The sequence below is a fragment of the Stenomitos frigidus ULC18 genome (assembly GCF_003003795.1).
Taxonomy (GTDB): Bacteria; Cyanobacteriota; Cyanobacteriia; order Leptolyngbyales; family Leptolyngbyaceae; genus Stenomitos; species Stenomitos frigidus_A.
On record NZ_PVWK01000028.1, the window covers coordinates 1 to 24,456 of the forward strand.

The 24,456-nt window shown below is 51.1% G+C and carries 29 protein-coding genes and 1 tRNA gene; 14 read left to right on the top strand and 16 right to left on the bottom strand.

Annotated elements, in window-relative coordinates; genetic code table 11:
• Nucleotides 1-235 precede the first annotated feature (235 nt).
• Both C7B82_RS05740 and C7B82_RS05745 read right to left on the bottom strand, forming a co-directional pair.
• A tRNA-Met gene (locus tag C7B82_RS05740) sits at nucleotides 236-312 on the bottom strand.
• Between the two features lie 76 nt (nucleotides 313-388).
• The gene (locus C7B82_RS05745; protein ID WP_106255354.1) at nucleotides 389-2,200 is read right to left on the bottom strand and encodes a hypothetical protein; all 1,812 of its coding nucleotides are present in this window, start codon (nucleotides 2,198-2,200) and stop codon (nucleotides 389-391) included.
• 206 nt (nucleotides 2,201-2,406) lie between these two features.
• Between C7B82_RS05745 and C7B82_RS05750 the strand changes: the two genes are divergently transcribed.
• Together C7B82_RS05750 and C7B82_RS05755 are read left to right on the top strand one after the other, a co-directional pair.
• On the top strand, nucleotides 2,407-3,117 hold the full coding sequence (locus C7B82_RS05750; protein WP_106255355.1) for a response regulator transcription factor: 711 nt from the start codon (nucleotides 2,407-2,409) through the stop codon (nucleotides 3,115-3,117).
• A 263-nt stretch (nucleotides 3,118-3,380) separates the two neighbouring features.
• Nucleotides 3,381-4,478: a sensor histidine kinase gene (locus C7B82_RS05755; protein ID WP_106255356.1), complete on the top strand. Its 1,098-nt coding sequence runs from the start codon at nucleotides 3,381-3,383 to the stop codon at nucleotides 4,476-4,478.
• On the opposite strand, the gene C7B82_RS05760 is transcribed toward C7B82_RS05755, so the two are convergent.
• Nucleotides 4,470-5,228 (bottom strand): creatininase family protein, encoded by a 759-nt coding sequence (locus C7B82_RS05760; protein ID WP_106255357.1) that lies wholly within the window; start codon nucleotides 5,226-5,228, stop codon nucleotides 4,470-4,472. The two genes, C7B82_RS05755 and C7B82_RS05760, sit on opposite strands and share 9 nt — an antisense overlap.
• Nucleotides 5,229-5,998: 770 nt before the next feature.
• On the opposite strand from C7B82_RS05760, the gene C7B82_RS05765 reads away from it, so the two are divergent.
• Nucleotides 5,999-6,313 (top strand): DUF6679 family protein, encoded by a 315-nt coding sequence (locus tag C7B82_RS05765; RefSeq protein ID WP_106255358.1) that lies wholly within the window; start codon nucleotides 5,999-6,001, stop codon nucleotides 6,311-6,313.
• 13 nt (nucleotides 6,314-6,326) lie between these two features.
• Here C7B82_RS05765 and C7B82_RS05770 read toward each other — a convergent pair whose 3' ends face one another.
• Together C7B82_RS05770 and C7B82_RS05775 are read right to left on the bottom strand one after the other, a co-directional pair.
• Complete coding sequence (locus C7B82_RS05770; RefSeq protein WP_106255359.1) at nucleotides 6,327-6,698, bottom strand: cupin domain-containing protein; 372 nt, start codon at nucleotides 6,696-6,698, stop codon at nucleotides 6,327-6,329.
• Between the two features lie 21 nt (nucleotides 6,699-6,719).
• Complete coding sequence (locus tag C7B82_RS05775) at nucleotides 6,720-7,025, bottom strand: hypothetical protein (protein ID WP_106255360.1); 306 nt, start codon at nucleotides 7,023-7,025, stop codon at nucleotides 6,720-6,722.
• 208 nt (nucleotides 7,026-7,233) lie between these two features.
• Here C7B82_RS05775 and C7B82_RS05780 point away from each other — a divergent pair, with 208 nt between their 5' ends.
• Nucleotides 7,234-8,604: an HlyD family type I secretion periplasmic adaptor subunit gene (locus C7B82_RS05780; protein ID WP_106255374.1), complete on the top strand. Its 1,371-nt coding sequence runs from the start codon at nucleotides 7,234-7,236 to the stop codon at nucleotides 8,602-8,604.
• Between the two features lie 96 nt (nucleotides 8,605-8,700).
• Here the strand turns inward: C7B82_RS05780 and C7B82_RS05785 are convergent, their stop codons facing one another.
• Entirely contained in the window at nucleotides 8,701-11,175 is a 2,475-nt protein-coding gene (locus C7B82_RS05785; protein ID WP_181357362.1) for an FG-GAP-like repeat-containing protein, read from the bottom strand.
• 684 nt (nucleotides 11,176-11,859) lie between these two features.
• On the opposite strand from C7B82_RS05785, the gene C7B82_RS05795 reads away from it, so the two are divergent.
• Nucleotides 11,860-12,234 carry a cupin domain-containing protein gene (locus tag C7B82_RS05795; RefSeq protein WP_106255363.1) on the top strand — a complete coding sequence of 125 codons (375 nt, stop codon included), beginning with the start codon at nucleotides 11,860-11,862 and terminating at the stop codon, nucleotides 12,232-12,234.
• A gap of 533 nt (nucleotides 12,235-12,767) precedes the next feature.
• Here the strand turns inward: C7B82_RS05795 and C7B82_RS33615 are convergent.
• Both C7B82_RS33615 and C7B82_RS34175 read right to left on the bottom strand, forming a co-directional pair.
• On the bottom strand, nucleotides 12,768-13,694 hold the full coding sequence (locus C7B82_RS33615) for a DUF4351 domain-containing protein (RefSeq protein ID WP_106255364.1): 927 nt from the start codon (nucleotides 13,692-13,694) through the stop codon (nucleotides 12,768-12,770).
• Between the two features lie 328 nt (nucleotides 13,695-14,022).
• The gene (locus C7B82_RS34175; protein ID WP_281258931.1) at nucleotides 14,023-14,154 is read right to left on the bottom strand and encodes a hypothetical protein; all 132 of its coding nucleotides are present in this window, start codon (nucleotides 14,152-14,154) and stop codon (nucleotides 14,023-14,025) included.
• A 203-nt stretch (nucleotides 14,155-14,357) separates the two neighbouring features.
• On the opposite strand from C7B82_RS34175, the gene C7B82_RS31335 reads away from it, so the two are divergent.
• The 5 genes from C7B82_RS31335 to C7B82_RS05820 all read left to right on the top strand — a co-directional run bounded on the left by C7B82_RS31335 (nucleotide 14,358) and on the right by C7B82_RS05820 (nucleotide 17,012).
• A complete protein-coding gene (locus C7B82_RS31335; RefSeq protein ID WP_146141062.1) occupies nucleotides 14,358-14,585 on the top strand; it encodes a hypothetical protein in 228 nt (75 codons plus the stop codon).
• 143 nt (nucleotides 14,586-14,728) lie between these two features.
• Nucleotides 14,729-15,238, top strand: a complete 510-nt coding sequence (locus C7B82_RS33620) for a hypothetical protein (RefSeq protein WP_245939751.1) — start codon at nucleotides 14,729-14,731, stop codon at nucleotides 15,236-15,238.
• Nucleotides 15,239-15,254: 16 nt separating this feature from the next.
• On the top strand, nucleotides 15,255-16,058 hold the full coding sequence (locus tag C7B82_RS05810) for a hypothetical protein (RefSeq protein ID WP_181357363.1): 804 nt from the start codon (nucleotides 15,255-15,257) through the stop codon (nucleotides 16,056-16,058).
• 32 nt (nucleotides 16,059-16,090) lie between these two features.
• Complete coding sequence (locus C7B82_RS05815; RefSeq protein ID WP_106255375.1) at nucleotides 16,091-16,666, top strand: hypothetical protein; 576 nt, start codon at nucleotides 16,091-16,093, stop codon at nucleotides 16,664-16,666.
• A 43-nt stretch (nucleotides 16,667-16,709) separates the two neighbouring features.
• Nucleotides 16,710-17,012: a ribbon-helix-helix domain-containing protein gene (locus C7B82_RS05820; RefSeq protein WP_245939752.1), complete on the top strand. Its 303-nt coding sequence runs from the start codon at nucleotides 16,710-16,712 to the stop codon at nucleotides 17,010-17,012.
• Here the strand turns inward: C7B82_RS05820 and C7B82_RS05825 are convergent.
• The 8 genes from C7B82_RS05825 to C7B82_RS05855 all read right to left on the bottom strand — a co-directional run bounded on the left by C7B82_RS05825 (nucleotide 16,935) and on the right by C7B82_RS05855 (nucleotide 21,855).
• Entirely contained in the window at nucleotides 16,935-17,288 is a 354-nt protein-coding gene (locus C7B82_RS05825) for a DUF5615 family PIN-like protein (RefSeq protein WP_106255365.1), read from the bottom strand. The genes C7B82_RS05820 and C7B82_RS05825 overlap by 78 nt on opposite strands.
• Nucleotides 17,285-17,521, bottom strand: a complete 237-nt coding sequence (locus C7B82_RS05830; protein WP_106255366.1) for a DUF433 domain-containing protein — start codon at nucleotides 17,519-17,521, stop codon at nucleotides 17,285-17,287. The genes C7B82_RS05825 and C7B82_RS05830 overlap by 4 nt, the downstream gene beginning before the upstream one ends.
• A gap of 77 nt (nucleotides 17,522-17,598) precedes the next feature.
• On the bottom strand, nucleotides 17,599-17,811 hold the full coding sequence (locus C7B82_RS31340) for a hypothetical protein (protein WP_146141063.1): 213 nt from the start codon (nucleotides 17,809-17,811) through the stop codon (nucleotides 17,599-17,601).
• A gap of 52 nt (nucleotides 17,812-17,863) precedes the next feature.
• Nucleotides 17,864-19,468, bottom strand: coding sequence for an AAA-like domain-containing protein (locus C7B82_RS05835; protein ID WP_245939753.1), 1,605 nt, complete (start codon nucleotides 19,466-19,468; stop codon nucleotides 17,864-17,866).
• Nucleotides 19,465-19,911: a CHAT domain-containing protein gene (locus C7B82_RS05840; protein WP_106255367.1), complete on the bottom strand. Its 447-nt coding sequence runs from the start codon at nucleotides 19,909-19,911 to the stop codon at nucleotides 19,465-19,467. Before C7B82_RS05840 ends, C7B82_RS05835 begins: the two co-directional genes overlap by 4 nt.
• Before the next feature lie 292 nt (nucleotides 19,912-20,203).
• The gene (locus tag C7B82_RS05845; RefSeq protein WP_106255368.1) at nucleotides 20,204-20,434 is read right to left on the bottom strand and encodes a hypothetical protein; all 231 of its coding nucleotides are present in this window, start codon (nucleotides 20,432-20,434) and stop codon (nucleotides 20,204-20,206) included.
• Between the two features lie 102 nt (nucleotides 20,435-20,536).
• Nucleotides 20,537-21,448: a DUF5895 domain-containing protein gene (locus C7B82_RS05850; RefSeq protein ID WP_106255369.1), complete on the bottom strand. Its 912-nt coding sequence runs from the start codon at nucleotides 21,446-21,448 to the stop codon at nucleotides 20,537-20,539.
• A gap of 104 nt (nucleotides 21,449-21,552) precedes the next feature.
• Entirely contained in the window at nucleotides 21,553-21,855 is a 303-nt protein-coding gene (locus C7B82_RS05855; RefSeq protein ID WP_146141064.1) for a hypothetical protein, read from the bottom strand.
• Between the two features lie 237 nt (nucleotides 21,856-22,092).
• On the opposite strand from C7B82_RS05855, the gene C7B82_RS05860 reads away from it, so the two are divergent.
• The 4 genes from C7B82_RS05860 to C7B82_RS05870 all read left to right on the top strand — a co-directional run bounded on the left by C7B82_RS05860 (nucleotide 22,093) and on the right by C7B82_RS05870 (nucleotide 24,399).
• Complete coding sequence (locus C7B82_RS05860) at nucleotides 22,093-22,362, top strand: hypothetical protein (protein ID WP_106255371.1); 270 nt, start codon at nucleotides 22,093-22,095, stop codon at nucleotides 22,360-22,362.
• 265 nt (nucleotides 22,363-22,627) lie between these two features.
• Nucleotides 22,628-22,774 (top strand): hypothetical protein, encoded by a 147-nt coding sequence (locus tag C7B82_RS31970; RefSeq protein WP_181357364.1) that lies wholly within the window; start codon nucleotides 22,628-22,630, stop codon nucleotides 22,772-22,774.
• 338 nt (nucleotides 22,775-23,112) lie between these two features.
• Entirely contained in the window at nucleotides 23,113-24,045 is a 933-nt protein-coding gene (locus C7B82_RS05865; RefSeq protein WP_106255372.1) for a hypothetical protein, read from the top strand.
• A 3-nt stretch (nucleotides 24,046-24,048) separates the two neighbouring features.
• The gene (locus C7B82_RS05870) at nucleotides 24,049-24,399 is read left to right on the top strand and encodes a hypothetical protein (protein WP_106255373.1); all 351 of its coding nucleotides are present in this window, start codon (nucleotides 24,049-24,051) and stop codon (nucleotides 24,397-24,399) included.
• The last annotated feature ends 57 nt before the right edge of the window (nucleotides 24,400-24,456 follow it).

The window sequence follows — 24,456 nt, forward strand, 5'->3', positions numbered from 1 at the left end:
GTGCCGTTACTTTGTCATGAGTATTTGGAGCACAAAAGATTTGCTTCATTCCCCTTGACTTTCAAGACAATCGCTACGATTCTATGCATCTTTAAAAAGAATTGGTATTACGTCGAAAGTCGGCATTCCTCTCATTCTATCGGGGCAACGGCAGCGCTAGGAAATAGTTAACCATAGAATAAAGTCCTGTCAGAGAAACCACTGACAGGACTTTATTCTATTAGCTGAATTGACTTGGTGGCGGGGCATGGATTTGAACCATGGACCTTCGGGTTATGAGCCCGACGAGCTACCAGACTGCTCTACCCCGCGTCGTCTCATTTAGTATAGCGGCAAAGAGCGAGATTGTGGGAGTTCTCTTGAAATCTCTTTGCTTACCCCTCGCCCTTCAACCCTTCGGATTAAACGACCCAATCAAATCACTGCCGTCAGCGTTGTAGACTTCGAGCGGTACGCCTGCGTTGTCAGAGATGGTCTGAAGGGCCGTTTGGAGGGTTTCAATGTGATTAACGGCACCGCCTAAAGTGCCACGATCGCCTGATTGACCCACAATGAACGCCATGCGCAATTTCCGTTCGTAGGAGGCGGTGAACTGCACTCGAATCAAATTATTCGCGATCGTATAGCTGCACATCTTCGGCGTTCCGGCACAAAGGCGATTCAGATCGTCCTGTGTGCGTTGCATGACGGCGGCAACCTGCAGTTGGGCTTCTGCTTGCTTGAGAGAAAGACTGTAAGAGGCTACCAGAGGCTGTGCTGGCTCAGAGTAAGCCGTGTTTTTGGGCACTTGCTTGACATTGGTCAGGGCCTCGCGCCAATTTGCCACTGCCTGCGACCACTGATTGTTGCGTTGTGCAATTTCGGCTTTTTGGGCCAGTGCCAGCGCTTGCGTAAAGGCTTTTTGGGAAATCTGCTCCTGGGTAGCGCGATCGCGCGCGGCCGTTAGTTTTGGTTGGTAGTCAGACAGAAGCTGTTGCGCCTCAGCGTAACTGGTGGCACTGGCGGGAATCTGCTTCAGCGTGTTGATGACAACTTGCCAGGTTGTTTGGGCTAGCTGCCAGTTCTCTGGCGTGCGGGCAATCCCCTGTCTGACTTCCGCGACTTTAGCTGTTTCTTTGGCGGTCACCAGCTTTTTCTGTGCTTGCTGTTCGGCCGTGGTGAGTTTACCGATCGCGGCCAGGTTCGACTCATACGCAGAGAGACGTTGTTGAGCGAAGGCATAGAGAGCATTGGTTTGAGACACCGTTTGCAGTTGGGCGATCGCCTCTCGCCACAGTGCCTGCGTTGCCTGCAATGACGCTGCCGACTGGGGCAAGGTCTGACTTTTTTGAGTCGCTGTGGCTGCATTACTTTCTGCTGCCAAGACCAGATCGAGTGTCTGAAGCTGAGTCTGATACGTCTGCTGTAAGGCTTGCGCCTCTTGATGATGACTTGACCAGGCTGGAATCGCTTCCAATTGCCGCTTGGCGTCCGTCAGCTGCTGCTGTGCCCGCTGCAAGTCTTGTCCCGTTTGCGCCGTTTGGATGGCTTGCGTTGACTGCTGGCTAAGCGTCTGCGCAGTCTGTAACGGCTCACAGGCACCTACCATGCACGGACGCGACATCACCCACAACCCTGTCCCAAAGCAGATTAGACTCACGCCCACGCCTGCAAGCAGCCACGGCAAGAGGGGCGATCGCCTTGGTAACGGAGCTTGATCAGATGATTGTTCTAGTTCAGGGCTGAATGGAGTCAGGTCAGAGAAACGTTGATCGGCAGAGTCATCCGCTGCATGGCTGCCCAGATCTCTGTCCAGGCTTTGTTCTGCGATCGCTGGCTCGACCAATGGCTCAAACAGCGCTTCAGTGCTTGGAAAGGGCTCCACGATCGGCGTTGACAACTGAAAGCTGCGAGCCGCATAGGGCTGCTGCTGCCCCAAAACGCGCAGATAAAGTTTGCCGTGAACCGGAGCCTCGTCTTGCCCAAGCCTGAATTCCTGCGCCAATTCAGGCAGCAAGCTCTGCAGCGTCTGTTCTAATATGCCGAAAACCACCGATGGTTCAGGCGTTTCGTCAGGCGGATGCTGACCCAAAACCATGAGCTTGTCCTGCCGGATCACACATTGGATCTGTAGGTCTCTGGCGTTTGGCAGCGCTAGTAATGGTGTCTGCAACTGTTGAGCTAAGCGCTGCAAATCCCCCTGGTGTGTGGCGGATTCCATTGGGCAATTGGAGATAAAGCGGTTCCTAATATCCTACTCTCGAAGCCTTAACGATGACTATAGCGAGACGATATGACTGGCGATCGCTCATCCTAGTCTGCCACTTCACCATATTTCATTGTATGGAGACCATGCATTAAAGTAACTGCGATCGAAACATCAGTTTTCTAGCGCAAAATGCAGGTAGCACCGTTGAGGCGACTCAGATGGAAATTTTAATTGTGGAAGATGAGGCTGAAATTGCCCAACTCGTTCAGCTCTACCTGGAGAAAGAAGGCTTTAGCTGTCGGGTTTGTCGGGATGGGATTAACGCCCTCCAAGTCTTTCAGGAGCAAAAGCCTGATCTGATCATCCTGGATTTAATGATTCCTGGTCTTGATGGGTTGGAAGTCTGCGCCAGAATTCGGCAAAAAGCTGGCGTTAAAGATCCCTACATTCTCATGCTGACCGCCAAAGGAGAGGAGATCGATCGCATCATCGGCTTATCCACTGGCGCTGATGATTACATGGTCAAACCATTCAGCCCCAAAGAGTTGGTGGCACGAGTACGCGCCTTGTTTCGGCGAACCCTGCGCCAAGGAGGGCAAAGTCAGATTTACCGCACTCAGCATTTCTTTGTGGATGTTGACCAGCGATCGGCACAACGCTGTGGCGAGACTGAACAACTCGAACCCCTTGAACTCACTACGCTGGAGTTTGATTTGCTATCTACCTTTATGAGCTACCCCGGTCGCGTCTGGAACCGCACTCAATTGATCGATAAACTCTGGGGCAACAACTTTTTTGGTGATGAACGAGTGGTTGATACGCACATCGCCCGTCTCCGTAAAAAGATTGAGCCAGATCCTGCCAATCCCACCTTCGTGAAAACCGTCATCGGGGTTGGCTATAAATTTGAAGATCCAACAGCATCGTAGAGAGCAGAAAAAATGTTGGTAGTTGGGGAGTTCGAAGCAATAAACCGCCCGTACAGATGATTATTTTGACGGAAGTCCCTTAGTGGCTAGTGGGCAGAGCGCTAGAGGCTAAACTCAAAACCTTCACTCCTCACTCCTCTCCTACAACTCAAAACTCTCTAGCGTAGCGGCGCAAAGCGCTACTCAAAACTCAAAACTCAAACCCTCCCCTTACCCCCCTTGCTTCCCTTGCTTCCCTACTCCTCCCCTACTCCTTACCTGACATGGCTCGACTTGGCTTACGAACGCGACTCTTTCTCTCCCACCTGATCGTCATGATTGTGGGACTCAGTACGCTCTTAACAGTTGGCAAGCTTTACTCGCCACGACTCTTTGTGCTGCATCTTGAAAAAATGGAGGAAGTGAGTGGTTCTAGCTTGCTGACCTTGTTCCGGCGAGAATTGACGGAAGGGTTTGAGTCAGCCTGGAGTCGAGGCGCGCTCTGGTCGGTGGCGATCGGCGGTACGGCAGCAGGCGGTCTGAGCTATCTAGTGTCAAAGCGGATCATGCAGCCCTTGATTCAGATGGAGGAAGTCACGCAGAAAGTTGCAGCGGGGCACTTGAAGGAGCGCTTACCCAACAGCGACATTCCAGAATTGAACCAACTGGCGCTCAGCTTTAACCGCATGGCCTCTAACCTTGAAGGCGTGGAACAACGTCGCCGCGAGTTGGTGAGCGACCTGACACACGAATTACGTACACCGCTCACAGTCGTCGAAGGTTATCTAGAAGGCTTGGCAGATGGCACGATCGAGCCATCGGTTGACATGTATCAACGGCTTGCCCGAGAAACGGCTCGCCTTCGCCATCTCGTCAATGACCTTCAAGAACTCTCCCAGGCAGAAGCAGGCTACCTGCCCATACGTGCGCAAAAATTTGATGTCCGACCGCTGCTCGTCTCTTTAGTGCAAAAATTTTCTGATCAGCTGCTGGAAGAAGGCCCCGTCTTAGAACTGGATTGTCCACCTGACCTGCCGCCGACTTTGGCAGATCCCGAACGGGTAGAGCAGGTGCTCATTAATCTGTTAGGCAACGCACTGCGTTACACCAGCGAAGGCACGATCACCATTCGAGCCCGCAGCCAGTCAAAGCGCCTCTGGATCGCTGTGATCGATACAGGGCAGGGGCTTGCCACAGAAGACTTACCGCACGTATTTGAGCGCTTCTGGCGATCGGATCGATCGCGCGATCGTCATTCGGGTGGCACTGGCATTGGGCTAGCCATTTCCCGCCGTCTGGTCGAACTTCAAGGGGGTACGATCGAAGTGCAAAGCCAACTGGGCCAAGGCAGTCGCTTTCAATTTTCGTTACCCCTAGCTTGACAGAGACGTAGTGCCCAAAAACTCCAGGTACGCACTACTCAATTCTTTCACTGCCAACTCATAGAACTGCTTGCCGTGGCCAGGGGTAGCAAGTGCTGGGTTTGAGCCCATCCGACCATCTGGGTAACGACGGCGAAAAGCAGCGGCTCCGTAAATCTTGTGACCTTTCGCTACCGACTCACTCAAGGGAGCCTGCTTCATCGCGTCTGGGTAAATATACTGAGTCAGCGCGACCTCACTGGGCGTTGCATGAGAGCCTTCCTGGTCGCCATACAGCTCTTTTGCCAGTTGATATACCGAGCCACACATATACCAGTTACTGACCTGGCACTGCACCTGCTCTGCATTTGACACATTCAAGTCAACCAGGGTGGCATAGACCTCAGAGAAGGCTGCCTTGAGCGTTGCCACATTGCCTCCATGCCCGTTGATGAAAAAAAAGCGCGTAAAGCCTGCTCGTGCCAGACAGGTCACATAGTCTCGAATGACCAAAATGAGTGTACTGGGTCGGAGGCTCATACTCCCTGGAAAGGCGGTATGATGCAGCGCCATACCGACATTAATGGTTGGACCCACCAGTGCATGAGTGGCTTCGCCGACCCCACGCGCGATCGCCTCGGCACAAATCGCATCTGTCCCAATCAAGCCTGTGGGTCCATGTTGCTCGGTCGAGCCGATCGGCAAAATAATGCCCTTTGACTGCTCCAGATAAACGTCTACTTCTAACCAGGTACTCAGTTGCAGTAGCATTTCATTCTCCACAAGACCTAAAGCCTCATCGAACCAATGAGGACACCGACACAAACACACACTTAACTTTAAGAGAAGTCGAGTTTCTAGACACGACTGGGAGGCTCAAAGAACAAATTCGTGTGCAGAAACTCCGTTTCTGCAGGCTAAAAATAAAATTTCGTTGCGCGATCGCCCGTCAATGCTGCACTTTGTATCATCCCGTAACCAAATGATCCTCACCTTGCTTAACAATCGCTAGAATAGTTGGTACAATCCGATACTTAAGAGGCTGAAGTTAACCAAGCCTGTTGCACGTTTAGTTAGGGAGAATGCTAGGCACGATGGCTGGATCCATAGACGCTTATGACTGGTTGCTCCGCGTCAACGCTTACCTGTCTGTACTCCTACTTGTACACGCGCCAAGCCGTTTTCCCCTGTGAAGGTCTGCGCTCACGTTTTTACCCTATGCAGACCTCCCTGAAATCACCAATTATTCCTGAATAATGCCCTTATTAGCTACTTTTTCTCTTCAAAGGCGCTCTAGAGCTATTTTTCACCACTCACATGAGGCTGAGTTTTTTTATTCAGTCTACTCAATGCCTTGCGGTCAGAGGCTTGTTGAGCAGATGTTGAAATCTGCTTGGCAGGTAAAAAGTAGGCTCATTGGCATGGGTTTACGCTTTGATCAGACTATGTATGCCAGCCTCAACGACGATGCAAGCAGCGTTTCCTGCCACGGGGCCGTTGCACGAAGTCTTTGACAAAACTCACTGCTCAGGAGAAGCAACATGTTACACCGCAAGATTTATCAACTGTGTTGCGACGGTCGCGAAGTCTGGATCTTCTTGCGGGACCAGCAGCGTTGGATTGAGCGGGCACGCATCCTTGACATTGAAGGAGACTTAGTGACCCTACGCTATGAGACCGAAGAAGAAGAAGAAAACTGTTCTTGGGAAGAAATGGTTCGCTTGGAGAGCATTGGTGCTGTCACACAAAAACTAGCATCTGTTCCGAAAGGCAACGTCGAGCCTGCCGTTTCCGATGATTGCCCCGAAGCAGAACAAATTCCTAACAACCGCTTTCCAGACGCGAACCCCGAGTAATCGCCATCTCACATTAACGCGGCTCGGCGTAAATGGTTTCGTCTTCCTGACGCCATGCAGGGTCAACAATGCAGATAAATATCAGTGGTTCCGTACCCTCATTACGGATGCACTGTTCAGCTTGGGGTGGGATATAAATAGCGTCTCCAGGTTCAACCACCTGACGTTCGCCATCGATGTACATCTCACCCTTGCCGCCGAGAATGTAATAGACTTCAGAGGTTTCCAGCGAGTGTGGCAGAGATGTTTGCCCACTTGGGACGATCGCATGCGCCAAGCTATAGCGTAGGTCAATCGCTTGTTTGTCTGGATGCAGCAACTCGCGTAGCAATGTGCCATCGCCCGCAATAAATTCGGGGCATGCATGCAGCTTTTGAATCAACATCCCGTCTGTTTCTCTTCACAGCTATGACAGTGTCTGACGATTGGCTGGGTAAATGCTAGCGCAAGGCTCGTAGTCAGGGCAGCTAATGGCCTCCTCGGTCAAGGCCGTGGAAGGGCGTACGGTGCACTTAAGATGATAATCGCTGGTAAAGAATTGGCAGCGAGCACAAGGAATTCGATGCATTTGCCGACTGCGGGCGATCGTATCCCGCGTGGCTGTCCAAACGCTCCAACCCAAAAGCCCCACGATCGTCCAGGCAGAGAAGAAACAAAATGGCACTAGCCATGGCTGTATGGCTTGCACAAGCGGTCGCAAAAGTTGAAACACGGTAACTCGATTCAGCTCTGAACGGATGGATAGACTTCTAGTGTGTCGCGTTAATGACGATCGCGCGCGCTTTCTAGCTTGAAAGTTTTGAAGAAATATTAAGTTTTTGTTACTCAAGTCGAAATGCGCTCGTGAAGCAGGCACTTTAAACGAAGCGTCCACGCTGTCCATGTTCGCCAAGCACGCTTTTAGCAGAGGCAGTAACCGCATGAAAGTCTCTATATCTTCTACGCCTGCACAGTCCAGACAGATTAAGCAACAGCTAGCCGACCCTAAGGAGTCTCTTTCCTATGAGTTGGGCAAGGCTGTCCAAGAATTGCCCCCACTCTACACACGCTTGCTGGCAGGTGGTATCAGCGTACTTGTCTTTGGCACTATTGCCTGGGCACATTTCAGTAAGATTGATGAAGTTGCGATCGCTCAAGGTCAACTCATCCCCTTTACAGAAGTACGCCCTATCCGAGCTGGAGCCAATGGCAACATCCAGCAAATTAGCGTCAAGGAAGGCGACACGATTCAAAAAGGTCAGAGGCTGATCGCCATGGACCCTGGGCTGCCACAAGCTGAAGTCGATCGCTTGACACAGTCCTCCAAGTTGATTCGCGAAGATATCGCTCGCCTGCAAGCAGAGCGAACTGGCAACGCCAGCACAGGCACTCTGGTACAAGACCAACTTTTACAAGCTCGTCTCAGCGAGTTTGACAAAAAGAAAGCTGCCGCTCTCGGTGAAGCGCAGCGACAGCTGGCAACCCGTAGTGAAGCATCGGCAACGTTAGCGCGCTTACAAGCCAACCTGATTAATGCCAGAGATGGGCTCAAAAATGCTCAAATCCGTGAAAAAGCGCTCAGCTCGCTCAAAGGTAGTGGCGCTGTCCCACAGCTTGACTACATTCGTTCTCAAGATGAAGTCACTCAAGCTAAGGACAAAGTTGTCTCGCTTGAAAAAGAACTCGATGCACAAGAGGAGCGCATCCGCCAGGCTGCAGAAGCGTATGCTTCTGCCCAAAATACGGCAAGCAGCCTTGATTCCCAGCGAAAAAGTGAGATTCTGACTCAATTCACCAAACGCCAGGAAGAACAGGCATCGGTTGAGGGACAGCTAACTCAAGCACAAAAACAGCGAGAACGTGAAACGATTACGTCCCCGTTTGATGGCACGGTCTATAACGTCAAAGCAACGAAAGGTCCTGTTCAGTCTGGAGAGGAGCTGCTATCCATTCTTCCCAAAGATGAGAGTGTCGTGTTAGAGGTCAAAATCCTTAATCGGGATATCGGCTTCATCCACGAGAACATGAAAACAAAAGTGAAATTAGCAACCTTCCCGTATCAGGAATTTGGCATTGTGGAAGGGGATGTCATTAAAGTCAGCCCTAACGCGATCGTCGAGAAAGATGTGGGGCTCGTCTTTCCCACACGCATTCGACTAAACAAACGGTCGATCGATGTTCGCGGTCAAGTCGTTGATTTTACTCCCGGTATGGCAGCTACCGCTGAAATTGTCACCCGTAAGAAATCAATTCTGGACTTCCTGATTGAACCCATTACTCGCCGCTTTAGCGAAGCGTTTTCAGTGCGTTAAGCGCTGACAGTCTGCTCAAACAATCGCTTGTCAAACAAAAGAGACGCTTATAACAAGCGTCTCTTTTGTTCTAGCGTCTAAGGGCTGCTCTTACATTTACACAGGCGTGTTATTAGGAGCATTCGTAATATCGATAAAGTCGTAATCTGTATACTGACCAAGCACTCTACCGTAATTCAAATTATTCTCTTTAGAATAACCTTCTACGGCCGCGTCAAAGAAGTCAATATACATGCAGATATAGTATCGCCCATTCCCCCTCCAACCCTCCCAGGTAGAATCTGGAGTTAGAATGCTGGTCGTTGTGAAGAAGGCAGCGGGTAACGTGTTTCCAGTCGGTGGACCCACCTGGCTATTAAACGACAGGCTACTCTGTGCCGCAACAGGAGCAATGTTAGCAGTCGCGATCACCGTGTCACTACCATCAAGAACGTCATCGTTAGAGAAGTAGAATTTGACTAACGCGCGCGTCGAGCCGGCAACCTTGTTACCAATGTTTTTGATGATTCCAGTAAAGCTGATCGCCTGGTTTGGGGCGGCTGTTGCTTGAGTAATGGTCAACCCTCCACCCAGTAGATCGGGTTGTAGTGTGTCTCGGATGGCGATCGCCGCACTAGCTGTGTTGTTCGATTCGTTAGACTCAGCGACCTGATTGCCAGAGTCGATGACCATCCCAACATAGTAAGTTTGATCGCCGCCCCACCATGAATCGGCTTGCGCAAGCAGACTCAGAGTTTGCTGTTTCGTCCAACTTGCGCCTGGCGCCAGGTTAGGAACAAACACATCTTTATCACTATTGCCAGTGTTGGGGTCGATCGTGCCCAAAAGAAGATCGCTGGCTGTAATTACATTATCCCGCGACAGATAGAACGAGACTTTGAACGAGGATGGTGTCACATTGCCCGCACTGGTGTTCCGAATTGAGTAGTTGACCATCACTGAAGATAAATAGGTACTGGTACCAGTTTTCAAGCTCACAGTGGCTGGTAGCGCGCTGCCATCGGTACGTGTAATGGTAAAAGTGGTTGCCGGAGTTGGCGCTAAGTCAATCTGCTTTTCAGTGGCTGAACTAACGCTCAAAGCGTATGGGGAGACTTGAGTTGAGGAGGAGAAAACACGAATAAAGTAAGTGCCAGATGCTAATGAAAGATTAGAAATGAGTTCATCGGCATTGCCTAAATTTACCGAAGCTGTAAGGATTTCTGATTGGCTACTAATGGCACCATTACCATCCGTGTCTTTAATTACCTGCAGGTCGGCATTTGTGCCTGCATTTAAACCTGTAAGGGAGAGATTTAGTACACTAGCAGTCGACAAACTGAACTTGTAATAACCGTTTGGGTTACTTACTCCGCCAATGCTGTCTCCATAGCTTCCTGTATTGTTCAAGGTGCCAATGTTAAAGGCAGATCCAATGCTGCTGCCTGCTAGCATACTGGGCGGTTGCCCCGTGATGACCGCGCTAATTTGCCAACTCGGATCGGCAACTGTCGGAAGCGTTGTATTAGTTGAATAGGTGGTGCCCGCCATTAACCAGAAGACACTTTGACCCGTTACGTTGTTTCGCCACGCAATATCTTGCTTGCCGTCGCCATTAGAATCTCCAATGCCGACAATATTCCAGTTAGGATCATTAACCGCTTGAAAGGAAACAACTGAAGTGAGTGAGAGCCCATTCATTAGCCAAATCGAATTCTGACCAGTTTGATAATTTCGCCAAACCAGATCTGGCTTGCCGTCACCATTAAAGTCCCCAATTCCATTTACCCGTGCATTCACATCAGGCACACTCGGCAAATAGCCCGATGTTTTGATGGTTGTACCATTCAGTAGCCAGTAAGCATTATCGCCCGTAGCATAATTGCGCCAGATCAGGTCAGTTTGTCCATCGGCATCAAAATCCCCAGTGCCTGCAATTTTCCAATTGGGGTCGGTAATCGCGGTCAAATAAGCTGCGGCGCGGAATGTATTATCGGCGTTCATGAGCCAGACGGCATTTTGGCCACCGTTGTAGTTGCGCCAGAACAGATCTGGAATACCATCACCATTGAAATCAGCGGCCGCTTGAATTTTCCAGTTGGGGTCGCCAACTGGAGTGATATAAGAACTGCTGACAAGGCTGTTCCCATTCATTGCCCAAACAGCATTTTGACCACTGCTAGAGTTCCGCCAGAGCAGATCTGCTCGTGAGGCGTTAGTCGTATTCACTCTAAGGGTGTAATTGGTGCTCGTGTTGGTATCGGCCAATGAAACTCGAATGTAATAATCACCAGCATTAAGGGAACCTGTAGCGATCGCGTCCGTCAGAGTACCGCCATTGGTAGACTGTTGTAAAACACCACCAGCATCAAGAATGGCAATGTCAGCATTAGCATTTTGAGGGGTCAGTGTGAGAACGACACTACTACGCTGACTGAGGCGAAGGCGAAAGAAATCCTGGGAGTCAAGTGAGTCAAGTGAGTAGCTAGTGTCAGTTGCAGTGTTAGAAAAAGTTTGTGTACCAGACGTTGCAGCAGTGATTAATCGCTGGGTCAGTGTGCTGTTATCAAAAATGCTAGAGTTATCAGCCATTACGTTTACCTTCCACGCTCGCATTATTAGCGTTCCCGGTATTAAATCTTGAATGAACAGAACGTTTATAGATTCATAGAAACTTTGCATCAATGCTGTTTATGCCAGCACTTCTGCATTTTTACTGATCTTAAGCTCCGCTGCTTAGAGCCAGAATGATCTCAAAACAAATTCAACTTCGACCGTATTTCTACTTGTAAAATGTGTGAAGTTAGCTTCCAAACTCAGTGGTACAGAGAACTGTTCTTAGTTCTCAAGCATGCTTGAAATGCTGCGTGCCTGTAGTTAACCCCTTCTTGATCGCCACTGCCCTTTTGCTCCCACCCACATTCCAAACTTCCAACTGGCACATCGAAATATTAAAAAATAGATAAAACTCTGTTCTACAATCAAAGATGCTTTTACAAGTGAAATTAAACATCAAGAATGTTACAGACGAAAGAATGCCTTTGATCAAGTTTTCACAAATATCACAACTGAGAAGCTTGGTTAGTACTGACATATATTGACTCGATGTGCAAAAGCTTTCGCACATGATTGCCTCATCCGTAGTAGCCATTTCAATAAGGATGGATGTTCACAGGGTACACTGTGAACAATTGCCAGAAACCGGACTTGAGTCAGCGATACGAATTTTTTCGGCGTTGAACTAATCTTCTAACGGGATCAATTAGGAGAAGCCGTATGCCAAAATCTACTACCACCTACTGGAATCCATTAAATTCAGCAAACAATGGGCAATGGCAGCCGATCGAGGGGTTAGACACGATCGCAGAAGAATTGACCTTAAGCAGAGATGAAAGAACTGGCGAATATACCCGTCTAACCCGGTTTTACCCCGGCGCAGATACGACGCCCTTTGGCAGCAAAAGTCATCCCTATCCTGAGGAGGTCTTTGTAGTGAGTGGTCGTCTCTATGACCAAGCCTTTGATCTGTGGCTGGAGAGTGGACACTATGCTAGTAGACCACCCGGCGAGCTTCACGGCCCATTCAAGACAGACGTTGGGTGTGTTGTGCTTGAGATATCCTTTCCTAATCGAACCAACGAGAACTTCTAGCCTCTGAAGGTGCGCGTTTGGAATCTTGATTAAGCCACATCCTAGTTAAAGCAGAACGATTTAAAGCAACAAAACCCGCTGCTAGAGCGGGTTTTGCACTATCGGAGCGGCGAGATTCGAACTCACGACCCCTACTACCCCAAGGTTGGAGCTATAGTCTTGAAACTACTTTAGGATGGGGGCTTCAGCGGTCAGTTAAAATTTTCTCCCCAATCTTCCCCCAAAAATAGATGCAGAACAGAGGCATGGGTGCTGCTGATTCTAGGAATGAAAACGATAGTGGATGCCTGGAGCTTCGTGCTCAATCATCCTACTTTTCAGCAACACCGACGAGTGCTACCAGGTTTAAGTAGGGGGCGATCGCTTCAGGTCAGGGGCTGAAGCAGAGCAGCCTGAAGCCGGAAGGGAAGGGAGGCGATCGCCTGTGGCTCAAGCCAAGACCCGTTCGACTGCTGGACACGGAGGGAAGAAAAAGAGTTTTGCTAAAGAATCGGATGATTTGGATTGTTGAGTGAGCGGACAGGCAATCTGCTTCATCCATTCGGCCCTGGCTGGTTCGCGTCTTGCTCCAGCCAACGCTCCAGGTCAGTCAGTCTGGAAAAGTTTAACAGTGCCACTGCCAGGGCTTCCAGCTGTTCTCGCCTGAGGGTACTGATTTGTTCAGCGAGGCGATCAGGCAGAGAGCCGAATTTTTGAGTGAGTAGAAGGAGAATGAGCGATCGCTCCCCTTCCTGGCGACCCCGCTCTTCACCGCGCTGCTCGCCCCGCTGTTCAGTCTGCTGTTCCCATTCGAGATATGCCTGTGATAGAGCCATAAGCCATGCCTCATCCTCTGTGTCGAGTGTTCCAATCAGTTCCATTCTAACTTTCCAACTGGTCAGCATTTGCAAAATGCGCTGGCGTTGGGGATCATCGACTGGCAATGCCAGCACCTCTCGAACTGCTTTTTCCTGGGTTGTACCGCTTCCGAGGAGGCGCAGCCAGAGGGTTTCCTCGGTCTCAGGCAGTTCCTGGATCACCACAAGCACCGTCTTGAACAGATTGCCACAAAAGTAAATACCGGGGAGCCAGTCCTCGCTGACTTCTGCCTTGCCCTCCTTGAGAATCGGCTTCGATACCGAGCTTGAGAGAATCCAGAGTATCGGCAATTGGGAGTCAGGGATAGCATCATTTTGCCTCAGTGCCTCGTCCTGCACCCAGAGGAGTTTGAGCAGACAGCCGCGAATCTCTTGCCGAGTGGGTGGCTTGCGAAACGGTTCAAAGGCACAGGGGGTTGCCGTGATGCGCTCTAAGAGGGTCTGGGGTGCTGTCTTCTCAACTGGCGATGGATGCGGTTGGAACCAGACATCAATCAAGCGGGGTTCCCCAGGCACCTCAAAACTGCGTTCTACTGTACCCAGGGGCGTCAAAAGCTCCTGGAGGAATTCCTTGGCCAACTGATCGAAGGGAATTTGGGTCATAGGACTTTACAGACCAATTGACAGACCAGAAGGGAGCGTTGGTGTTGCCTGTGCACAGCACGGATCAGTCGTTGCACGAACCAACCATACATTAGTACTAAATTGACCCTTTTCACCGCTTATCTTTCCGTGTTTGGTGTGCAGTTTTTTGTGCTTGAACGGGCGATCAGGTGGGTTGGGGAAAGGTCAGGACTGTCCTTGCAGCAGCAGCGAGATCCTGGGACCCCATCCCTGCCGCCTTTGCCTGCTTGAACCACGCTCTCAAGCCAGTAGGGACGATCGCTTGGAGAAGCTCCAAAGCCCACCCATCAGCGCTTGCTGCATCCAGCTAGCCAATAGGGTTCTGGATCGATTGCTGTTGTTGCTGGTCTTGCAGGTAGGAGAGCGCAGGCGTTGCTCCGTCAGGAAAGCCGGCGATCACTGGACAGTTTCCCTGGGCAGTGTCGTTAGCAAGTCGCACGGGTGAACCAATGGGGCAGTCGGGGATAAGTGATAAAGGATGCAGGTAGGCAAGAGACTGCCATAATCTCGTTGCACGTCCTGTGGGCACCGTTTTGTCAAACGATCAACTTCACCACAAAAGCTTTGGTATCAGGGACTTGTCGTGGCTGACAACCATGTCAATTGCATAGCAACTGTCAGTTGCGGTGGAGCAGAGTGAAGGTGAGCTTCTTGATTGAGGAGTGGCTGGGGCTGGCTTTACAAGGGTTGTCTCGACGCATTAGACACCGATTGGTCTGCGGATGGTTTTTAGCACGAGGTAATCCAGGAGGCGAGACAATCGCTTTGGTGTGCTTAATTTGTGGTGTAAGCAAGTATCTGGTGAACCGCGATCGCGTCCGCCAGTCCTTGCTAAGTGAAATTGGCAGCATAGAACCAGCACACTTTTAGCAATCGTCAGTGTCCACTAAAAACAATCAGCATCAGGTCAGCAATCATTGATAGACTCAGTTAAAATAGGGTATCAGTTGGTTGGAAGACAGCTTGGTGCCTCTTAGCCGGCTGACGCAAACGCCTCTTTAAATTCCCGAATCATGGCTAAACCTCGAAGCACCGCCCCTACGCCCACTGAGACAGGTAGCACTAAACCCGTTAACAAAGAGCGAGTGCGGTTCATCTTTGAGCCAGACCGTCATTCGCCGAATGGCATCACCTTTTCCTGGCTCATCCACAAGACCTACGGCGGCAAAGAAAAAGCGGCGACTGCCACTCGTGCTTTCTGGTTACCGTTCGCCTACCAGGAAAACGGTGCCTATACCGAGGCCGAACTAAAAGACTTGGCACAGCAGTCCATCTGGCGCTTGGAAGAACAGATTCAACACTTGCAAGAAGCCTTTGGTTTGGAGGCATCGTTTCGGCACACGATCGCTCCTGCTCCTTTACAGCAACCACTCCCAGGCGCAACTGGTAATTTGCAAAGTAGTACCATCAGCGCCCCTTCAGCGTCACCGCAAGAGGCAGAAAGTGCTCAAACCAGTCTTCCTGGCACTCTGGCACTGGTAACAGATGGTGGCATGCTGGATGAATTCAGTGATGCAGTATGAGTGAATGGGGGCAACTGTGACAGACGCAACTGAGCCGTACCAGGAGAGCCAAAGCAAAGCATCGGCTTCTCAAGCTGGTGGACAGAAAGGTGCCTCTGAAGCGCTTGCTAAAAATGCTGCTGGAGCAGCTGCGTCCCAACCACGGGAGCCAGAAACCGAGAAGGCGCGATCAATCCGCGAGCAATATCTTGCTTTCGCCAGAGTTGTAGTGGGAGCTTCAGCGCTCAACTATCTCAGTCTTTATGAGCGTTACGCTAGCGATCGCCCCGATGTTCAACAAGCGGCTCAAGCATTGGATCAGAACCTGGCAAAGTTAGCTCTGCAAGCAGGCAACGCGCCCCGCGTAGTGACACAACTGCTGGCACAAGGACCGTTTACCCAATTCCAGACACGGACGCTGTCCCCAGAAGCCAAGCAGGCCGCACTGCCTGGGTTACTCCAGTATGCTCAGTCAACGGTGGAGACAGCCCAGCGACAACGGTTTGTGGATTTTGCCAGTACGGTAACTGGCAAAGTCTGGAACTATCCGGATCTCTACCGAGAACATGTTGGCAGCGACCTGACAGCGATTCAGTTGGATCAGAAAGTGGCGGCAGCAGCTTTGAAGGCGGGGGAAGCACCAGAGGCGATCGCGGCTTTGCTCCAGCACAGTCCCTATGCTCGCTTTCAGCGGGAGGTGCGGCAGGTGAAACCTGAAGTGCTTGAACAGTATGCGAAGGGGACGGTGGCGCAGGTGCAGGAGCTTCAATCCCTACGTCCGGTACCGTCCGAAAAAGCTCAGCAGCGCTCCCAAAGTCGCGATCGTTCCGTTGACCGTTAAATTTGCCGCTCAGCGTCGAGAAATGTCAGATGATGCAGAATGAACCATTTGGAAAGTATCTGACACTGGAACAGTTCTGTACATGTACCCAGACTTACTGCAAGTACGCCGATCGCATTGACCCGTACCCGAAAAACTTGGAGGAGACGCTTCCAGCGTTAGAGGCTCTGTGTCAGCATATCCTTGACCCGGTGATTGATCACTTTAGTATGGAGCAGTTTCAGTTGACCTACGGGTTCTGCTCAAAAGATTTGAAGCGGTTTTTGAGTCAGAAAGATCCAGCAACAGGGATCAAAAACGGGCGAGTTGATCCGAGTCGGGATCAGCACATGGCTCATGAGATGAACCGTAATGGGAGGTATTACTGTAGCCGCCTCGGTGCTGCCTGTGATTTTCAGATTGCGGGGTTAGAGAGCGATCGCTTAGTGGAGTGGATTCTGGAGCAGCAGTTGCCGTTTGATGCGCTGTACTACTATGGAATAAACCGACCGATTCACATTAGCTATAGTCCGAAGCGGAGGCACGCTATTTGGGCATTTACAGCGGGGGGAGTGCCAACAAAAAAAGGGATCAAACAGTGGCTTGAGCGAGTTAACCCACATTTTTAGCTATCCTAAAAGCAATGATGCCATGTCTTGAGGTTGATAGCGAATGCTGAACATCTCTCTTCCAGACCAGATGCAAACGTTTGTAGAGGAGCGGGCGATCGCCGCAGGCTTCAACTCTGCCAATGACTATGTTTATCATCTGATTGTGCGAGAGCAGGAGCGCATCGCCCAGCAGGAGCGCGTTGAGTCTCTGTTAGTCGAGGGTCTGGAGAGTGGAGAGCCGATCGAAGTAACACATGATTGGTGGGAACAAAAGCGAGTTCATCTTTTACTGATGAACAATCACAGAGTCTCGACTCAATTCGATGTAAGTGTGCTGGGAGAGCAGATCAAGAATAGTTGGTAAGTTTGCCAAAAAAAGCCTTTCTAGCTCTGAGTTTTTGATATTCCCTGTTGTTACAAGCAGAAGCTTATAGGGTTGCTGCACAGTAAGAAAAGAATCGACAAAATCTGAGTCTTTGGTAATAACGACTCGTTCTTGCTGAAGGGAAAGTGTATTGATGCTTGAATCTGGAGTCGCATTTTGCTGAGGGAGTTCTCTGATGTGGATAGTGTCATGTCCCGCCTCTTGAAGCAGTCGGGCTAGCCTAATGGGAAGTTGAGCATCGACGAGGAACTTCATGATGCCAGTTTGTGGATGCTTTTGACTTGGCTAAGGCGGGCAGCAAAAAGAAGAACGGCAAGGATATCGTCTGTTTCCAGATCGTCGTAGTCGGCAAGAATTTCTTCAGTCGTCATGCCAGAGCTGAGAAGTTCAAGAATAAATTCAACAGGGTAGCGCAACCCACGAATACAAGGTTTGCCATGACAGATGTCTGGATTATGAGTGATGCGCTGCAATAAGTTGTTTTCCATCGTTGACTCACCTTTGATTTAGCACTTGTTATGCCCCAACAATATTTTTACACTTAGAAATTTTTCCTGTAGTGAGTTCAAGGTTCTTTTTCAAAAGGTAAGTTTTGCAGCCAATCTGCGAAATCATCACCCACTTTTTTAGCAATCTCATTGTTATCGTGGGTATGACCGCGCTCAAAACCTTTGAGAACAGTACGACCACTTTCACCTTCCCACCTATCTATCATGTAGGTTTCATGAGCTTTACATGAAGTGCAGTAATGAACGCTAATTAATGGATAAAGCGGCACTAGGAAATCATGTGAAAGGTCAAGATACAATTTATCTTTGGAAATTATCTGATTAGTAGTTAGTTTTTCTTGGCGTAGACCTGTACAGCGCCACCCGCACCAGGTAAGGATGTCCCCCCACCATCTGCATCAGTTGCTCCACTTGTGCTAAGTGCCACCGCAGTTCATGGCGTTGAGCCAGCTCCTGCACCGCTTCTGGCTTCAACTCCGGTAGCTCGATCGACAACCCTACATTAAACGGCGACTGGTTGATATTCATCGGAATGTAAACCTCCGTCGAATGCACCACCACCAACCGCAACTTCTTCCACAGGTCTTTATCCTTCGCGTCCTCATGCCACGCCCGTAACAGCCCAAAGAAATCAGCCGCAATCTCTGGATGCTGAAAGACCAGATCCACCTCATCCAGTCCCAACGCCAGCGGACTGGTAATTTCTGACAAGATGTGTTGCTCAAAATAGTTAGTGCAGTTGACCTTCGCCCCCAAAATTCTGGACCAATTCCCCTCCAGTCGCTCAGGCAGTCCCAGCTTCCAACTGACGCTGGCACAAAACCACTGCAAAAAGTCCTTTAAATCGGCAAAGATGCTGCCATCGGCTAGTTGAAAGCTCAGGGGCACCGTCTGATACCCTTGTGCTCCTGCCTGTTGCAACACTCGCGCCATCAAAGAGGTTTTGCCCATCTGTCGAGGAGCCTTAATCCGAATCAGGGCACCGGGTGTCAAAATCTCGTCATAGCACTTGCGCTCGATCGGGGGACGCTCCATGTAGAACGGCGAAACCAGCTTCACCTGCCCTTCCGGCAATTCCGGTTCGGCAACAGGCAACGGGGGATGGTCAAAATCGTCTGGCGGTGGTGGCGTTTCACCCGCTTCTGAGTCAGGAGGCTCAGGAATACGCTCCCCTGCCAGCAAGCTCAGAACTTCTTGTAGGAGGACCGGCGTATCCGCAGGCGCTTGCCACTCCCGCTGCTGAATCCGCTGCAAATAGCCCCGTAAGTCGTAGTTCAGGGGTGAACTGAGCGGAAAGTTAACCCGAATGGGCAGCAGCAAAGGCTTCCGCTCAGGGCGTGTATCCTGCAACTGCTTTGCCCGCCTCACTTCTTCCGTCACCATTTCACTGGTGGCAGATTGGCGCGACAGCAACAGCAAAAAATAATCACATTGCTCCAGTTCCTGATCAATTCGCTCAGACCAATCTTCTCCCAGACGAATACTTGCCCCTGCCAGGAAGACGTCATGCCCTGCGGCCTTCAATGCTTGATAAAACTCCTGGGCAAGACTCAGATCCGGGTCTTTCGTCCGATAACTGATGAAGACCTTCAGACTGGTGCCTGAGGTCTGAAATGGTTTGTGCTCTTTTGTCTGTGGCATAGGCTCCACAACTTGCTGAGTCGATTGCTGCTGACTAGACGGGGCTTTCGTTTTCCGCTTAGCTTTAAGGACAGGAGTTAGATGTTCCGGGATGGTTTCTAGCTGAATCCGATTACAACCAAACGCATAGGCATCCTCAAACGATCGTCCTGCTCCTAACGCTCCATAAAAGCCATCGGCAAAGGCGATCGCGGCTTGATCGCCGATCGCCAGTTTCATACCAACGACATAAGGAATATGTTTCGCGATCGCGGTTGCTTGCACCTCGGAATAGCAGGCGTTCAATAGGACACATTCCACCTGACTCTTAGGAACACAGATTTAATAAGGTGCAATTCTTTCTGTAGGGACGTTCCATGGAACGTCCCTACAGAAGGGAAATGGTTCAGATTAATTAATCCACGACCCTTAAAGAGTTTGAACAGACCAGCCAGGGCCGTTGCACTCACCAATTTTGCCTGACCAGTCTCGTTTTCAAAGGCCAGTCCCTCTTCTCCAACGCCATGCCCGCAGAAATGCACAATCTGTGGCTCAAAATCGAACAGAGCCTGCTGAAGATCGCCCGTCCGCACCGCCCATTCCGATGCAACAACGAAGGTATCCCGCTCCTTGGCTTGGCGCAAGCGTTGCCTGATGGCTCGCACTTCCTCATCCAGGCGCAGTTTGGATGTGTCTTTGGGATTGGCAGTCAGAATCAGAATTTTCTTCGTTGATGTCTCACCACTCATGAATTTTCTACAGGAGCATGGTTGACCAGTAGTATAACGTTGCCACTGGAGACGAAACAGCCCTATTTATGAAAGAAAGGTTTAGACCACTCAGAGGGAGGCATGACGTTACCAGGGCAGAATCGTCAGCAAAAGGGAAAGCATGATTGCCAAAGTTCACAGGCGATCTCAATCCACCGCATGAGTTGAATCCGCCGCTTGCTTGCTGTTAGAACAGCGCTTTGCAAACTACCCGGCAAAAAGACCTGTAGTTTCATCGTTTTGGTTCTTTGCACGGGCATCGTGCTGGACGTTAGAAGGATTGTTCACGAAACCGCTCACAGGGTTGCTCCAATCGCTCAATGGCTGCGTATTGACCGAGCGTATCGGCAAGAATGCCTGTATGCCTCACATCAAAGCCTCTGGCACGGGGACTGGTGGCTTCTTCCACGATCGCCGCGATGATAAAGACCATCAGGCGCAGGGCTTCTGGGTGCAGCCCCTCCACCGAAAAGGTATGGTCTCCCAGCGTTAACGTTTTCATGGCTTGCTTTCCTCAAAGGGTTAATGCCCTGGCTGGGTCGCTTTGCACCAGGGCATCGAGATTGCTGGCGATGCACCACACTTTCATCACCGAGACAGCTTTTTAAAGTTCCTCGTAGGCAGCACTGGTCTCTTGCCAGTCCTCGCCATCGTCATGTTCATGCTCGGCAACCTGCGACTCCTGCCTGCGGTAATCCTGTGCGGCAACCTCAGACTGAGGCTTACCGAAGTCTGACCAATCCTCGAACACTGCCAGCACCTTTTCCTTGAGTTCAGGGTGATAGCCCACAAAGTAGGACTGCCAATTTTCAGCGGTCGGGATGCCACAATCACTCACAGAACAAACCCAGGACTTTTTCGTTGTACCTTTCAGTTCGGGCTGAACGCGGACGGCCAGAATGGACAGCGCCAGAAAGCGATCGCCCCTCGGTTTCCTTGCTCCCGTTGCGACTCCATACGCCTTGCTCATAGCACTGTGAAACGTCTTGACCGTCTCCCCAAAACTGCCGCAAAAACTACCCTTCGTGGTCAGCAGCAAGGGCGACCCATGTAGCAATTGCTTATTTTTGCCCACCAGGAAGACAAGATAACGCGTTTTCAGCACCATCGTGGTGCGATCGTACTGAGACTTTTGGTACTCGCCGAGAAAATCCCCTGACTCCCGCTCAAACATGAGTAAGCGCGATCGACGCAGAATCAAGAACCGAGCCACCAAGCTACGATAACCCTCTGCCGTCTCGCCACTCTGGAAGGTTGCCGTGTAGGGTCTCCACTCAGCATTAGGTGTGAACTGCACCACCTCCATATTCTCAGCTGTGATGAAGAACCCTGCCTGCTCCGGATCTTGATGATTGAGCATCTGGAGGTAAGGCAGGGATGCCCGTCCGTCCTCAAATTCCTCCGAATCGAAGGCATCCCGGTCATCACGTTCGGCGGGTGTCTGTAACGCAACCTGAGCGGCTCTGGGCTGGTGTCCGTTGGCTTGAGTCAGCATTGTCGTCGTGGAAGCTGCCATGATCAATCTCCTTGAATTGGTATGAAGTGCATTGAGTGGTTGGTATAAAGTGCCTTGAACGGGGCAGAGTCTATGCTTTACCCCGATGAGACGGTTGCGTCTGGCTAAAATTCGTCATGACCGGTGTAAAATTTCTCAGCCCCGTCGATGTAGCCGAAGGCGAAGTGCTGACGGGGTGAATAGTGCTGCAGCTTACCGGTTTCCGGATCTTTGGGTAACTCCTTCAGCTTGTTGCAGTAGCCTTCCAGATACACCGGGTCGGCATACTCCGGTAAGCGACCAAACGCAGCCGCATCGGCTCCATCGAGATAAAGACTGGTATAGAGGTCTGCCTTGGTGTTCTCGTCGCGACTGTCGCGGACTTCTGCAAGGTAATCATCAATAAAGGTCATAATTGAGGGGCTCATTGTGAGTCGGGAGAGTGCCGTAGTTGTCCAGACCGGGGCGCTCTCCTGGTTTGAGGGGTCGTTGTGGCTCAAGCGGTCGTTTCGACGGCATGATCACCCGGAGCAGCGTGTCGAAGTAACCCTTACTTTTGCCTTTCTCTCTATATTATACGTGGTTTAATAGATTAGGTCAACACTATACGTGGTATTTTAGAAAAGATTCCTGGTTCAGGAAGGCAAGCCTTCAACCGTACACCGATGACTCAACCAGCACGCAAACCTACCAGGGTGAATCCCAAGTCCCTGGAGAACCTGAAACATGAGGGCAGACCGCTTGCTTTTAATGAAGAGAAGAAGCGTCGTACCCTGACGGTGACGGAATCGGGCTGGGAAGGAGCCATGGCGGTGGCGAAGACCTTGCACTGCCGGGGTATTTCGGAATTGATTGAGTTGATTGGCCGGGGCGAACTGATGGTAGGGCTTGGAGCCGCTGACGATGTTGTCACTCCAGAGCGAGAAGAAGGTTGAACCTCCTCTTTTCCAGGTAGTCAGCCAGTCCACATGACCTTAAACCCCTCCTATTAGGCCTTTTTGTCAAGCCCATAAGTGCTTCCGGTCGGCGATTGGGCAGGTTTGCAGGTGTTTAAGGATGCGCTCAGCAAAGCCATCTCAGGCTGAACACGACCAGCGGTCGCTTCATATTTTGCCGCTTTCGATCAGCATGATTTCTGTGGGCTGCTCAATCTACTGAATTTAATCAGCATTTAATCAGCAAAATCAAAAGACTTTGTGTATGATCGAGATCAAAAGACAGGTGAGCCGTCTGCTGGGAGGCTACTGGCTGTCTCTTGGGGTGCCAGCAACGCTCTACCAACCGTTCAAGCGCCAGTTGCAGCAGCAAGGTGTCTCCGACCATGCGTCTCTGCTGATCATGCCGTAGCACGCTTGAGCGTCACCAGGCAACGCTGCAAGACAAGTTTAAAGCCATTGTCGTGAGCCAAGGGCTGGGTGCGCTTCCGGCAAGACCGTGCTCGTCAACATTGACCTTAGCAAGTGAGAAATCAGGCGTTTTCATTAGCGCGATGCTGACTCTATGCTGATTTGCTTTGCTGTCAGGTATGCGATCGCGGTCTCGCCAAGGCATTGCCCGGTGCTGTCCTCAGCGCTTGAGGTGCCGTGATCTGCTTCTGATGTTGCTGTGATAACGCTGTTGTCATGCCTTTTTGTCTAGACCAACGCATTGATCGCCACGACCCCTAAAACTTTGTAGAGGACGCGATGACCCAACCAACTTCAGCTCACGAACCTTTTGACATCCGTGCCTGGGTGGACCACAACCGCTCTGGGCGTGCCGCCTGCCCTGCCTGTGTTCAAGCTGGCAAAGCCAACCAGCGCAACCTGAGCATCGACTTGACCACGGGCGCTTACCACTGCTGGCGAGGCTGCACGACAGCACAGATCCGAGAAGCGCTGGGTGCTCCCAAAGGCAGTGCCGCCAATGTTTCCCAGGTACGATCGCAGCACGTTCAAGCTGTACCGCCCACGCAACCACGCACAATCTCTCAAGAACGAGTCCGGCAGTCTCAGAAACGCTTACTGCACAGTGCCGGTCAACCTCAGACCAAAGCACTGGCATGGTTGCAAGCACGCGGTTTTACACATGAAATGATCGCGCATTACCGTCTGGGACTGGAGCCGTATTGGCTGACGCCAGAGGGCAATAAAGCCGCTAGTAAGGAGTGCTACTGGGCGATCGCGCTGCACCTTCCAGCGGAGGCGTCAGGGCACTTTTATCGTAAGCTTCGACTCGCACCCTGGTTGACGGGCGAAGAGAGACCTGCTGGACTACCCAAATGGAGTCAGTACGGTGTACCAGCGACCCTTTTTTACACGTATCACCCCGACCAGGCTGAAGCTACCTGGTTTTGTGAAGGGGAATGGGATGCCATGCGATTGGGTTGGCTGGCACGGCAATTACAAACCAGCGTGGCCGTTTGTTGCGCTACTGCCGGGTGCGGCACGGTGCCCAAACAGGCGGACCTCGCACAGTTACCGGGAACTGTCACGCTGTTCTTTGACCGCAATGATACGCCAACCCAAACAGGTACCATTCCCGGTGAGGCTGGAGCACGCAAGTTAGCACTCGCCCTGGGCGATCGGGGCAAGATTGCACTGGTGCCCATGCCAGACGGTTGTACTGTCAGGGGCTAGGATGTGTCCAATGCGCTCGATACCGGGTTTAGCTGGGCCGACTTTGCCGCCGCTGCCCAGGCCGCTGTGCCACCAGCACCCGACTTGGCTGCACAGCCAGACACTGTGGCGCTGCGAGAGCGGTTACTCAAGCTCAGCAGTGGCGATGAAACGCCCTTTGCCCGCGAGTTGGCGTTGCTGTCCTTGGCCAGAGAAACGGGTTATCCCTACCGAGACCTTAACAGTCTGGCCAAGTCGCTTGAGCAGGAGTTGGACTGGCAGTTTGACCAGACGGTTGCCGATCACAAGTTGAAAACGTTGCTGCAGAGCCGTCGCACCCACCTTGATTTAACACAGTTAGGACTTACGCATTGACAAAAGTAGCAATATCTGGGGTCAGGTAGCAATCGGTTTGGAGAGGTGTTCCAAAAT